Here is a 12,362-nt window from a genome sequence, read left to right as displayed (position 1 = left end):
AGAAACCGGCTTGCCGGAATACATATAGGAGGGCAGTGATACGATGTCGTTTGAACTAGTAGCTTTATTTATTGGGCTTCTCAGCCTAGTAATAGCCTGTATAGGTCTAGGCTACCAATTCGGCAAAGATATTTCTAACAGAAAAGACCGCCCCTAGTCCGCAAAACTGAGCGATCTTTCTGATACCAGTATATATGGGCTAACCGTCTATCGGCAGCACCTTCTTTTCTTTCATTATACCTTGCAAACCTGTTTATTGCAAGTCATTTAAACCAAATGAGAATTAATACGATTCAATAGAGGAGTTTTTATGTTACTAGAAAATATACCCCAGGCCCTGGCCCAGGAGCTGAATATCCGCCCTGAGCAGGCCAAGGCCGCCATCAAGCTTTTGGATGAAGGAAACACAGTTCCCTTTATCGCCAGATACCGCAAGGAAGCCACAGGAGAACTGGAGGATGAACAGCTTCGAAAGCTGGAGGAGCGCCTGGCCTATCTTCGGAATTTTGTCAAACGCCAGGAGGAAATCCTTAACAAAATCGCCGAACAAGGAAAGCTCACGGAGGAGCTGCAGCAGGCCATTGAAAAAACCACCAAGCTGCAAGAGCTGGAGGATATTTATCTCCCCTTTAAGCAGAAGAAACGCACCAGAGCACAAAAGGCAAGAGAAAAGGGCTTGGAGCCTTTGTCCACCACTATTTTGTGGCAAAAGGATACCAAGGGCAGTATAGAAAAGGAAGCCAGCAAATACATCAACCCAGAGCTGGAGGTAAATACCTGGCAGGAAGCTATGGAGGGCGCCCGAGATATTATTGCCGAAATCATTTCCGAGAACGCCAAGCTGCGGCAAAAGCTGCGGGAATACATTCACCAGCATGGTCAAATCTCCACCCTTATGGCTGAGGATACCAGCGAAACCGAAGAAGGCCAGAGATTTCTCATGTACAAGGAATATCAGGAACCTGTCAAAACCATGCCTTCCCATCGCATTTTGGCCATTAACCGCGGAGAAAAGCTAGGCTGTCTCAAGGTTACGCTCCAACTGGAAGAGGACAAAATCCTTCATTTAATCCAAAAGGAATATCTACAAGGGCCTTCCATTTACCAGCAGGATATGAAGCTGGCCATAGAAGATAGCTGGAAAAGACTGCTCTCCCCTTCTCTGGAAAGAGAGCTTCGCAGTCAACTGACAGAAATGGCCGAAACACAGGCCATTAGCATTTTCGGCACCAATCTAAAACAGCTTTTATTACAGGCACCTTTGGCTGGCTACACTGTTATGGGCTTGGACCCAGGCTATCGCACTGGCTGTAAAATGGCAGTAGTAAGCCCCACCGGACAGGTACTCCACCACGGTGTCCTTTATCTAACCCACGGAGAAAAACGGGCCGCCCAGTCCGCCCGCACCATGCTGGAAGTAATCCGCCGTTATCAGGTGGGCCTTATCTCTATTGGCAACGGCACAGCCTCCTTGGAAACCGAGGAATTTACCGCCAAGCTTATCAAGGACAACAAACTGGATGTCCACTATATCATTACCAACGAAGCAGGAGCTTCCGTTTACTCCGCCTCCGCTCTGGCCAAGGAAGAACTGCCCGAATACGATGTTACCATTCGGGGAGCTGTTTCCATTGCCCGCCGGGTGCAGGATCCTTTGGCAGAGCTGGTAAAAATAGATCCCAAATCCATTGGCGTAGGCCAGTATCAGCATGATGTAAACCCAAAACAGCTTTCTGATACCCTGGACCAAACCGTAGAGGCAGCCGTAAACCATGTAGGCGTGGAGCTGAACACCGCTTCCCAGGCCTTGCTAAAGCATATTGCCGGTATCAATGGCTCCATAGCCAAAAACATCGTTGCCTACCGCAACGAAAACGGCAGCTTCCACAACCGCAAGGAGCTGTTAAAGGTTGCCCGTCTAGGCAAAGCCGCCTTTACCCAGTGCGCCGGCTTCCTCCGCATTAAGGACAGCACCACTCCTCTGGACAATACCCCGGTACATCCAGAATCCTACGAGCTAGCCCAAAAGGTATTAGCCCATTTCGGCATGAATACTAACCAGCTGGTAGACAAAAACCATTTGGCTCTGCTAAAGGCCAAAATCAAGGAAACCAATGTAAACCGACTAGCCAAGGAGCTGGACTGCGGCATCCCAACCCTAAAGGATATTCTGGAAGCTCTCATTAAGCCAGGCCGAGATCCCCGAGAGGATTTGCCAGCCCCCCTTACCCGCAAGGCGGTAGTAAAGCTGTCAGATATTCAGCCTGGCACCATTATGCAGGGAACAGTGCGAAACATTACCGATTTCGGTGTTTTCGTAGATATTGGCATAAAAACCGCCGGCCTTATTCATATTTCCGAGCTAAGCAATCGCCGGGTAAAGCACCCTGCTGATGTGGTAGCCGTAGGAGATATTCTCAAGGTAATGGTTATCAGCGTAGATGAAAAAAGAGGCCGTATCGGTCTAAGCCTCAAACAGGCTCAGCAGGCCTCCTAATAATATACATAGATAAAAACGAGGATAAAATGATGAATTTAACGGAGCTTCTACGCGAGAAGCAAAACATAGACAAATTAGAAGATATAATTCAGCAAATCTGCCAAGAGGTAGAGCCTGTTAATCAGGAAGCCAGCAAGGATTTTGCCGAAAATTTGGACACTCTGATACCACCCCAGCAGGGGCTGGGCAAGCTGCGCCACATGGTTATGCAGTATTTATCCATTGCCGGCATTCCAGCAAAGCTAATGCCTCCAGTGAATTTTATTTTTTGCAGTGACCACGGTGTATCTGCAGAAAATGTCAGTGCCTACCCTCCCGAAACCACGCTCCATATGGCCACTAACTACGTTATCTCCAAGGGAGCTGCCGCCAATGCCTTTAGCAATTTTGTTCAGGGCAAAATGAAGGTAGCAGATTTGGGCATTAATGGCAACACAGACAATCTGCCAGATATAGACCATGTCAAAATCCGTCCAGGCACCCGCAACGCTGCTCAGGAACCAGCCATGACCAGACAGGAAGCTGCCACCAGCCTGCTTTATGGCATTCAGCAGGCTATGGAGCTAAAGGAGCAGGGCTATACCATCCTCCTGCCAGGAGAAATGGGCATTTCCAACACCACCTCCAGCGCCGCCATTGCCGCAGCCATCTGTCAGGTATCGCCAGAAAAAACCACCGGCCGAGGCACCAATATCTCTGACCAGCGGCTTCGGAAAAAGTTGGCTGTAGTAAAGCAAATGCTAGCTACCAACCAGCCTGATGCCACTGATGGTCTAGATGTTCTCACCAAGGTGGGAGGCTATGAGCTGGGGGCTATTGCCGGCTTGATTATCGGGGCAGCCCACAGTCACTGTCTGGTGATTCTGGACGGCTTTAACACAGCTGCCGCTGCTCTCATTGCCACCACCATCTGCCCACAGGCCAGAGAATACATTATGGCCTCCCATATTGGCGGGGAGGCAGGCCATCCTATCGCCCTGCAGAAGCTGGGCCTTCAGCCCATTATGAAGCTGGACATAAAATTAGGAGAAGCCATTGGCTCCTCCCTAGCAGCAGATTTATTAATAAATGGTCTGGCCGCCTGCCTCAATGTACTGAAATCAGATGTAGAAAAATTTGCTTATGTAGACAGAGTGCAGGACATCATGATTCAGCCCAAATCTGTCCAGCTTACAGACAAAACCTTTGACTTCTACACCAAAACCATGCCACCTTTAGACAAGGAAGCTATGAACCAATGCCAGCAAAGACTGGACAATCTGGCCAAGCCGATTTACTGTCTAGGCAATATGGAAAAAATCGTCCTTCAGCTTAGCGGCATCATTGGAGATGCCCTGCCCCATGTGGACATTCCCAAAACCATGCTCCTTATGGGCTTGGACAAAATCTCCACTGAAAGCCCTCTGGAAATCCTTCAGGAAAGCTTTAATGCTGCCGGGGAATACGATGAATCCATGCAGGCATACAATCTGGATGAAATCACCTTGGCAGAAACCTTTGCCCGGGCTGCCGGCACCAAGCTGCAGGTAGGCCATATCAGCCTGAACCACAGCCAGATGGATGCCTTTGAATTTGGTCGTCAGCAAGGTGAGGAGCTGGCTCTCCACCATGCCATTGTAGGCCTGGGGCTGGTTGATTCCCGACAGGAAAAAATTCAGGCCATTGCCCAGGAGCTGATTACTCCTAACAACCAACTACGCTATGATGTAGCTGACTTCCTGAATCATCTGGACAAGCAGCAGCAGCTTCTGGTTTCCGCCATGCTGGGAGCCTTGGTAGCCGCCGCCCACAACAGCAGTATGGTTATTCTGGACGATGCAGCCACTCAGGCCGTAGCCAGATATGCGGTGAAAATGCTGCCGGATTTGGAGGATTTTCTCCTGCCTGTACAGCCTCAGCTCTACCAATTGGATATTCAGGCTCCCGGCCTAGTAGCCTTAGCCGGTATCAGATTGGTTACAGCCAGCCTCCATATGCTTAATGATATGAAAACCTTTGCTGAAGCTCAGGTGGCTGTTGCCAACGATGGCCCCGGCAAAGGCATTCAAAAAAGCTAAATAACAGGTATATATACCATAAAGCTGGTACCCTGCCCCACCTGGCTCTCCACCTGAATGTCCATATTATGCTCTCTGGCAATCCAGCTGGCAATGGACAAGCCAAGACCAGTACCTCCTACAGTGCCCTCCTGGCGGCTGCGGGAAGTATCCACCCGATAGAATCTATCAAAGATTTTATCCAGAGCCTCAGCAGGAATACCAATACCTGTATCTGAAATAGTGATTTTTAGAACCTGTTGTCCTAGTACAGCAGGTTCTTTTTGTGCCTCTTTTTCCTTTAGCTGTACCAACTGAGCCCCAAGGGAAATTCTGCCCCCGGCAGGAGTATACTTTACAGCATTTTCCAGGAAAATCCTCAGCATCTGCTTCATAGCCACCTTATCCGCCAGCACAGTGGCAGGTTCATTAACCTCCAGCACATGATCATGCTCCTTGTCTGTCAGCTCCAGCTTCCGGAATACATCCTCCACCAGAGGCGCCATATCCAAAGGCTCCTTATGCATAATCTGCCTTTTCTGATCCGCCCGGGCCAAGAACAACAGCTTTTCAATCAGCTCCTGCATATCCTCAGCCTCAGAGCGAATAGCCTCCAAGCCCTCCCGGAGAGCCTCCTCATCCTGACTACCCCAGCGAGCCAGCATATCCGAATACCCCTTAATAACCGTCACCGGCGTTCTCAACTCATGGGAAGCATCCGAAACAAATCTCTGCTGCTGACGGAAGCCCTTTTGAATCCTGTCCAGCATCCGATTAAAGGTTTCCGCCAGCTCCGACAGCTCATCTCTAGTAGGAGGCACAGGAATACGACGGCTCAAATCGCTGATTTCAATGGATTTGGCAGTATCCGTAATATCCCGCACAGGATTCAGCAATCTACGGCTGACAAAATATCCCAACAGCAAAGCCACAAAGATACTAATCACAATCTCTGCCAACAACATTCTCTGAATCAAAGCCAGCAAACGGTTCTCCGCTGTAATAGTCTTGAAAAAATGCAACTCGTAAGCATTGCCCTGAATCTTAACCGGCACTCTTTTATAATAGATGGTAAAATTATCCGACTCCACCACCTGAAAATTAGGATTAGCCCAAAAAGGAGGCCTAGCCTCAATATGGCTTTGCAGAACCTGCAAGGAGGGAGAATACATATCACTGTCATATACCACATCTCCCTGAGCATCCGTAATCTTCAAAAACACCCCTGGCAGCAGCTCCAGCTCATCCTTGCGATTATTTTCCTCCTGCAGGCGATAACGGCCTGCCGCCCGCAGTCCCATAAACCCCTGAGGATGCACCACATCATGATGCATAGTCTGCCTCTTTTTCTTAGCCTCCTCCTGACCAGCAGTAGGAGGCTGAGGGATAGGCAGGGTACTGCTTACATCCTCCTCCACAGTACCATAGTGGTTTTTCAGTTGTTTCAACACATAGCGAATGCTAAAGGACAGCTCCCCCTCCACCTGATGATATTGAGTATAATACAATCCCACCGCCGTACAGGCACTGGTAGCAAAAATCAGCACCGCCATCATAATGCCATAAACCAGACTCAGCTTAACAGAAATCCTTAGACTGTTAATCCTTGATAACATAGCCTACTCCCCGCATGGTATGAATATACTTTTCCTGGAATCTATCATCCAGCTTTTGACGCAGATAGCGGATATACACATCCACCACATTGGTATCCCCCATATAATCATAATCCCACACATTAGAAAGGATTTGATCTCTGGTCAAAACATTCCGCTTATTCCTCAGAAGATATTCCAGCAAATCATATTCCTTCTTAGTCAGCTCCACAGGAGCACCATCCACCTGCACCTCATGGCGGGCAGGATACATAGTAAGATTCTTCACAGAAAGAATCTCCTCCTGAGCCCCCTTCGCCTCCCGCTGGCTTTCCTGACGGCGCAGTACCACCCGCATACGAGCCAAAAGCTCCGGGGTAGCAAAAGGCTTGGTAATATAATCATCTGCCCCAATGTCCAGTCCCTGCACCTTGTCATCTATATCATCCTTGGCGGTAAGCATAATAATAGGCACCTGGCTTAGCTCCCGCACCTTGCGGCAGATAGTAAAGCCATCCATATCCGGCAGCATCACATCCAGGAGAACCAAATCATAATTCTCCTGCACAATCCGCTCATAAGCCCGCCTTCCATTATCCTCAATGGCGGTATTCATGCCCTCATGCTCCAGCTCCATTTGCAGGAATCTGGCAATCCTGCGCTCATCCTCCACAATCAGCACCCGATATTTTTTCAAACCCTTATCCATGATTTATCAGCCATCACTTTCTAATATACTTCTTGCGGAACAGCTCCAGAAAATGATTACAGCTACTGGACAAGGTACGGTTCTTCAACCAGGCCACCACCGTATGGGTGTGAATCTCCGCCTCCACAATCCGCTTGAAAATAACCTTGTCAGAATTTACCATACTGCGGGCAGACAAAGGCACCAGAGAAATACCGATACCCATCTGAGTCCAGAGTATATTCTGAATCTGGCTGTCGCTGACACTAAGAATATTTGGTTCAAACTTATGCTTCTGGCACTGCTCCAAAAAACTGCTATGCCAACGGAGAGGCACTAACAATGGCTTTCCCGCCAGCTCCTGAAGATGAACAAACTCCTCATCCTCCCCACAACAGCACAGATCCTTATGCATGGCCAATACCAAAGGCTCATCAGGCAAAACCATAGATTCATAGGTAGAGCTGTCCACCTGAGTACGGGTAATAGCCAGCTCGATAATATGGCTGTCCAACAGCTCCAAAATTCTAGCCCCATCACTTTCCCATACATTAAAATTTACCAACGGGTACATACGGTGAAAATCTGCCACCAGCTGAGGTATCAGCATAGCACCGGAGCTGGTTACTGTACCCAGCTTAATAGTGCCTGCCATCCCGGAGCCAATATCCGTAATCTCCCGCAAGGTACCATCCACCATGCCCAAAATATGCTTAACTCTGGAATAAAGCAGCATACCAGCATCTGTAAGGCGAATCCTGCGGCTGCCTCGCTCAAAAAGCTGTACCCCCAGAGAGCTTTCCAGCTTCTTCATCTGACGGCTAAGAGCAGGCTGAGCAATACTCAGTCTAATGGCCGCATGACTGATATTCCCTTCCTCAACAATGGCATAAAATGCCTGCATATCCTTGATTTCCATTTTATTTCCCCCAAATATATACTATATATAATATTTTATAGAAACTATAACTTTTATTGTACTACTCCTATGCCAAATGGGCAATATAAGTATAGAAAAAATAATCAAATTGCATAGCAGGAAAATTTACGGAAAAAAGAAACACCATTGAAAGAAAATGAAAAAATCATTTTCTTTGAATAATCTAGGTGTTATAATAGTTTTGTTTTTTTCGTATTTATATGTAAGGAGGAATTTTCTTGTCATCTTCAGTTCATCCCGTAGATGAAAAACTACCCCTGTGGAAACTGCTTTACTGGCTTCCTTAGCCACATTGCCGTACTGCTGGGCCTGATTCTGGGTACCATCATCGCCTGCTTCATGGGCTATGTAGATTTCACCCCAGTTGCCAAGGCAGCATCTCTGGGCATTACCACCCCATTTGCCTTTGGCCTGCCAACCTTTGATCCTGCTGCCTGTGTAGCCATGACCTTGGTTATGCTGGTAACTATGGCCGAAACCACTGGCGATATGATGGCTATTGCCATAAGCGTAGGCGTAGCCATGATTCCAGTATGCAGTCCTGGCTTCTACAGCAAATTCCCTGTTACCATGCAGCTCATCTGCAACAGCAGTATTACCATTGGCAGTATTACCGCCATGCTGCTGAACTTCCTGCTGAACAAGCCTCAGAAGGAAGAAACCTTTTTAGAAGAAAACTGATAACATTCCCAATATCCCTTGTCTCCTGCAGACAGGGGATATTTTTTTATATAAAAAAACCGCCCAGAGACTCCACATCCCTAGGCGATAAATTCACTTTGAATCAGTCTTCTTCCACAAATTCAACCTTGCCATTTTCCAGGGCAGCTACACTAGCCAACGCCTCCAAACGATAGCCAGCATCCAGAATCTTCTGATGTCCATTCTGGAAAGCCTTTTCAATGGCAATACCAATACCTGCTACCTGAGAACCAGCCTTTTCCACCAGGCGAGCCAGACCAAGAGCAGCCTCCCCATTAGCCAGGAAATCATCAATAATCAATACCTTTTCCCCAGCAGGCAGGAACTTCTTCAGAACAGTAATATTGGAGGTTTCCTTCTTGGTATAGGAATATACCTGCTCAGTATAAGCAGGCTCTGTCATCAGCACAGAGGCCTTTTTCCGGGCAAATACCATAGGCACCCCTAATTTCAGGGCAGTGGTAACACCAATAGCAATACCAGATGCCTCTACAGTCAGCACTCTATCAATCTCCACATCCCCGAACAAATCCGCAAACTCCTCACCCATAGCCATAGATAGCTGAGGATCAATCTGATGATTCAAAAAGGAATCCACCTTCAGCACATTGCCAGGCAGGACAATGCCCTCCTCCAAGATACGCTGCTCTAACAAATCCATTCCCGCGACCTCCTATCAATAATGTGGGTGCTGTTTTACATAGTCAACTGGACGACTCCAGTCCACATGAACATCAGTGCTTTCCCACAATCTGGTCAGGGCAAGCTGGAAGCTCTCCACATCAGCCAATGGATTTACCTTAACTGGGGAGAAATCCCGCAAAGTCTCATGAGGCACACGGATCTCGTGCTCAGTAGTCAGGAACTTCTCTGCATCCTCTACTGCCTTGGCATCATCAAGACAAACCTTCACAGTCTTGTTCTCAATATCATATTCCACCCAGCCAATAGAATCACGACAGCTAACTGCCACGCTATATATCTTGTCACTCATAGATTAATCTGCTACTTAAAATATAGACAAATATGTCTATATCAAGATGTTTCGCTACAATCTCACGATTTGTAGTTCCTTATTCATCGTATCCGTTCTCACTGTCCCGAAAGACAAGCTACTAACGTTTGTTTGATACTCCAAAGGCGTAAATTCCCGACTAGCCATCGGTACATGCAGATAGTATCTTGTCCGTGATTTTCTACCTGCTTATCTAAGTAGCTTTTCCTTTCTTAATATTTTTATGTTTTTACGTTTAGGCTCGTCAGCCTTGCTTGGTTCTCGCATTTACCACTGTCCAACGGCTACCATCAGGGTGCTATCCCGTAGTTAGACGGACTGTTTCAACCGCCTCTGGTTTATTTCCAGCCGTTCCGACTGCTATAAAGTCAGCACAAACTAACTCAACGGCTTTTTTGAGTCTTTAGCATATTGCTACATATTTTTACACACTTGAGTATTTTCCCAGTTACTTAACATCTCCTCCTTTTACGTTGCCGAAAATATTACTTATGCTATTATACCCCAAAAAAACTATATTTGTCGATAGCTATCCCACAGCTATCTTTAGGATAGCTTGTCAAACACCTGCCAAGCACTATCCTCTCATTCTACATAGGCACCATTAATTTAAGGAACTATCTGGCGTATAGACAGGTATTTTTTTGAAATAACGATGGTTTATTTCCATAATCTCCCTGGTTTCTGTCCGGTAGAATTTCACTCTCCCCGCCTGCAATGGCTCTGGCAGATTCTCCGGTACAGCCAGACATTCCACCCAGCGATAAGGCTTCCTCTGGCCCTGCTCATCCTCCTCATAGTAGAGGGTATCCTCCGGCCCTGGCTCCTCATCCCCCTTACAAGGGGCAAAATGCAGCTTTATCTGCTCCATAAACATCAGGCAGGTTTCCTCAGACATATCCAAGGTTCCCTCCTTGCTTTCATCTGCTCCATTATAAGCCGCAATAAAAATGGCCTTGCCATAGATAATCTCCTTTTCATCAGGGGCAGGAAATCTCCGATTAGGCTTCATACCCAACACAGCAGCCAAATCATTTACTAAAATAAACAGGGAAATGCCTGGCTGAATCTCAAAAAACTCCACAGCACCATAATTGCCCTCCAGAACATCCCGAATGGCCTCCTCATGCTTGCCATGACCAGCAGGCAATCTAATAATTGCAGGCTCCTGACCTGGCGCGATTAAAATTGCCCGCATTAACTGTTCCTTTGCCATAAATCTGATTTCCTCCTAAAAAAAATCACATAATATTGTTTGTCAAGACTTGTTATTAAAAAAATAATGTGTTAGTATACAAGTCAAAGAGGGAATCTCTGAGATGTGCGTTATTCCTTTCATCGTCTGGCCTACTCTTTTAATAAGGGAGCCTGATATTGCACCGTGGCTGTTGAATCGTCCTTGAGCGAATAACAAAAGCGGCGGCTAAGGGCACCCACCTGCAACCGCAGGTTAGACCTGTTGGTCGACGACATTTCGGAACCCACTTATGACGGAAGGTCCTTGGGGCCTTCCGTTTTCTTTTGCCTTTTTTTACCTAGTAGTCAAAGACTATTGCCTCTTATCCTCTACCTACCAATGACATATGCTAACTATCATAGCCTATTATTCCTGACTCGTCAACAGGATAGCATGCTTCATTCTAGCCACATTCACCTTAATATCATCCTCTGGGAAGAAAGCCCGGACAGCCTGTATCTGCTCGTCCTCGCCATCAGCAATCACAACCTCTACTCTATCCCCCAGAATCCGTCTGGCCTGATGAGCCACCAGCCGGATATGCTCTGTATCCGTCAGGATAATATACTTATTGGCAATATCGCTATGAGCCGCATTAACAATCTCCTCCACAGATGGGCCGGAAGGATCACTGCCATCCAGAATAACAGTAGCTCCCGCCTCCTGCAGCCTGTGACCAGCCTCCTCATTAGGCGCCACCGTCATAAGAGCCAGAGGCAGCAGGAAGCTTTGCTGTACCATAGCCATAGCATGAGGCTCCGCCATAATATTAATATGGATTTCCCCAATATGGCCCCAGCCAACAGCCCGCTCCAGCACCTTGCCGGGATGCTCCGAATGAAGATGAATAAACAGATTGCGGAACCTTCTCTCCACCACCACGAAGTTGCCAATCTCCTGCAGCTCCTTTTCTATCAAGGTAACAGAAAGCTTAGGATTGGCCACCATAAAGGTAATGCAATAAGGCCGTACCATATCATCATAAGGGCTGATAAGCTTCTCCTGCCGATTTACCCCGAAGCTGTTGGAGAAAGGCAGGGTAGGGGACACAAATTCCCCAATAATACCTTTGAGACAGCCATTGAGAAAGACCTGCATAATCATTTCTCCCGCATCTATTTTCTCCGTAAAGGATTCCTCCCCTGCCTTAATAGCCGCCCTAATAATTTCCGTAATATGCAAGCCGGATTTCACCGCATGATAGGCACCCTTGGCCATAATCTTAGAAGCCACAATAATAGGCCGATTCTTCTGCTCCGGCACAGCCTTTTGGGCATAAAGAATACCATATTGAAAGGCCTTGCCAAATTCCTGAGAGGTGGCATTGTATTTCCCCACCAGGCCCTTGGCCAAGCCCCGCAGAATCTGAGACAGAATTACCCCGCCATTACCTCTGGCTCCCAGCACAGCCGCATCCGCCACCCGCCGTGCCAGACCGCCAATACTTTCATTGACAGAATCTGCCAGAGGCAGTACCGCAGCCCCCATAGTCCGCAGTACATCCGTCCCAGGCTTACCGCAGTAGAAAAACCTGCCGTTTTTCTTCAGCTTGTTGATTTTTTCATATTCCAGGATAAACTCACTATAGGCACCAATAATCATCCGCTTATAATCAGCGCCAGTGATTACTTCATTATTTCCCATAATCT

General features: G+C 47.4%; 10 protein-coding genes and 1 other RNA gene. 4 read left to right on the top strand and 7 right to left on the bottom strand.

Translation table 11 applies throughout. The features are described 5' to 3' along the window. Window positions 1-310 precede the first annotated feature (310 nt). Both I6E26_RS04940 and cobT read left to right on the top strand, forming a co-directional pair. On the top strand, window positions 311-2,497 hold the full coding sequence (locus tag I6E26_RS04940) for a Tex family protein (protein WP_235320752.1): 2,187 nt from the start codon (window positions 311-313) through the stop codon (window positions 2,495-2,497). 29 nt (window positions 2,498-2,526) lie between these two features. Next, entirely contained in the window at window positions 2,527-4,557 is a 2,031-nt protein-coding gene (gene cobT, locus I6E26_RS04935; RefSeq protein ID WP_235320751.1) for a nicotinate-nucleotide--dimethylbenzimidazole phosphoribosyltransferase, read from the top strand. Here the strand turns inward: cobT and I6E26_RS04930 are convergent. Genes I6E26_RS04930 through I6E26_RS04920 form a run of 3 tightly spaced genes read right to left on the bottom strand, consistent with a single transcriptional unit; the run spans window position 4,554 to window position 7,738 of the window. After that, window positions 4,554-6,152, bottom strand: coding sequence for a sensor histidine kinase (locus I6E26_RS04930; RefSeq protein ID WP_235320750.1), 1,599 nt, complete (start codon window positions 6,150-6,152; stop codon window positions 4,554-4,556). The genes cobT and I6E26_RS04930 overlap by 4 nt on opposite strands. Continuing rightward, window positions 6,136-6,840 (bottom strand): response regulator transcription factor, encoded by a 705-nt coding sequence (locus tag I6E26_RS04925; protein ID WP_235320749.1) that lies wholly within the window; start codon window positions 6,838-6,840, stop codon window positions 6,136-6,138. Before I6E26_RS04925 ends, I6E26_RS04930 begins: the two co-directional genes overlap by 17 nt. 13 nt (window positions 6,841-6,853) lie before the next feature. Next, window positions 6,854-7,738 (bottom strand): LysR family transcriptional regulator, encoded by an 885-nt coding sequence (locus tag I6E26_RS04920; protein WP_235320748.1) that lies wholly within the window; start codon window positions 7,736-7,738, stop codon window positions 6,854-6,856. A 264-nt stretch (window positions 7,739-8,002) separates the two neighbouring features. On the opposite strand from I6E26_RS04920, the gene I6E26_RS11205 reads away from it, so the two are divergent. Continuing rightward, window positions 8,003-8,440, top strand: coding sequence for a solute carrier family 23 protein (locus I6E26_RS11205; RefSeq protein WP_268824799.1), 438 nt, complete (start codon window positions 8,003-8,005; stop codon window positions 8,438-8,440). A 103-nt stretch (window positions 8,441-8,543) separates the two neighbouring features. Here the strand turns inward: I6E26_RS11205 and I6E26_RS04910 are convergent, their stop codons facing one another. The 3 genes from I6E26_RS04910 to I6E26_RS04900 all read right to left on the bottom strand — a co-directional run bounded on the left by I6E26_RS04910 (window position 8,544) and on the right by I6E26_RS04900 (window position 10,692). Further along, window positions 8,544-9,122, bottom strand: coding sequence for a xanthine phosphoribosyltransferase (locus tag I6E26_RS04910; RefSeq protein ID WP_235320747.1), 579 nt, complete (start codon window positions 9,120-9,122; stop codon window positions 8,544-8,546). Between the two features lie 15 nt (window positions 9,123-9,137). Further along, window positions 9,138-9,455, bottom strand: coding sequence for a hypothetical protein (locus I6E26_RS04905; protein ID WP_235320746.1), 318 nt, complete (start codon window positions 9,453-9,455; stop codon window positions 9,138-9,140). Between the two features lie 625 nt (window positions 9,456-10,080). Beyond that, complete coding sequence (locus I6E26_RS04900; RefSeq protein ID WP_235320745.1) at window positions 10,081-10,692, bottom strand: DUF3846 domain-containing protein; 612 nt, start codon at window positions 10,690-10,692, stop codon at window positions 10,081-10,083. Between the two features lie 92 nt (window positions 10,693-10,784). Here I6E26_RS04900 and ssrS point away from each other — a divergent pair. Next, a non-coding RNA gene (gene ssrS, locus I6E26_RS04895) (6S RNA) lies at window positions 10,785-10,961 on the top strand. Window positions 10,962-11,079: 118 nt separating this feature from the next. On the opposite strand, the gene I6E26_RS04890 is transcribed toward ssrS, so the two are convergent. Further along, window positions 11,080-12,357, bottom strand: coding sequence for a DAK2 domain-containing protein (locus I6E26_RS04890; RefSeq protein WP_235320744.1), 1,278 nt, complete (start codon window positions 12,355-12,357; stop codon window positions 11,080-11,082). Between the last annotated feature and the right edge of the window lie 5 nt (window positions 12,358-12,362).

It is taken from the genome of Anaerovibrio lipolyticus (assembly GCF_021531495.1).
Taxonomy (GTDB): domain Bacteria; phylum Bacillota; class Negativicutes; order Selenomonadales; family Selenomonadaceae; genus Anaerovibrio.
The sequence above is the reverse complement of the archived record's forward strand: the minus strand, read 5'-3'. Positions and strand labels throughout refer to the sequence as shown.

Bases quoted from the DNA above. Each gene is read 5' to 3' on its own strand.
- I6E26_RS04940 (WP_235320752.1), top strand. From the start codon at position 311: ATGTTACTAGAAAATATACCCCAGGCCCTGGCCCAGGAGCTGAATATC.
- cobT (WP_235320751.1), top strand. From the start codon at position 2,527: ATGATGAATTTAACGGAGCTTCTACGCGAGAAGCAAAACATAGACAAA.
- I6E26_RS04930 (WP_235320750.1), bottom strand. From the start codon at position 6,152: ATGTTATCAAGGATTAACAGTCTAAGGATTTCTGTTAAGCTGAGTCTG.
- I6E26_RS04925 (WP_235320749.1), bottom strand. From the start codon at position 6,840: ATGGATAAGGGTTTGAAAAAATATCGGGTGCTGATTGTGGAGGATGAG.
- I6E26_RS04920 (WP_235320748.1), bottom strand. From the start codon at position 7,738: ATGGAAATCAAGGATATGCAGGCATTTTATGCCATTGTTGAGGAAGGG.
- I6E26_RS11205 (WP_268824799.1), top strand. From the start codon at position 8,003: ATGAAAAACTACCCCTGTGGAAACTGCTTTACTGGCTTCCTTAGCCAC.
- I6E26_RS04910 (WP_235320747.1), bottom strand. From the start codon at position 9,122: ATGGATTTGTTAGAGCAGCGTATCTTGGAGGAGGGCATTGTCCTGCCT.
- I6E26_RS04905 (WP_235320746.1), bottom strand. From the start codon at position 9,455: ATGAGTGACAAGATATATAGCGTGGCAGTTAGCTGTCGTGATTCTATT.
- I6E26_RS04900 (WP_235320745.1), bottom strand. From the start codon at position 10,692: ATGGCAAAGGAACAGTTAATGCGGGCAATTTTAATCGCGCCAGGTCAG.
- I6E26_RS04890 (WP_235320744.1), bottom strand. From the start codon at position 12,357: ATGGGAAATAATGAAGTAATCACTGGCGCTGATTATAAGCGGATGATT.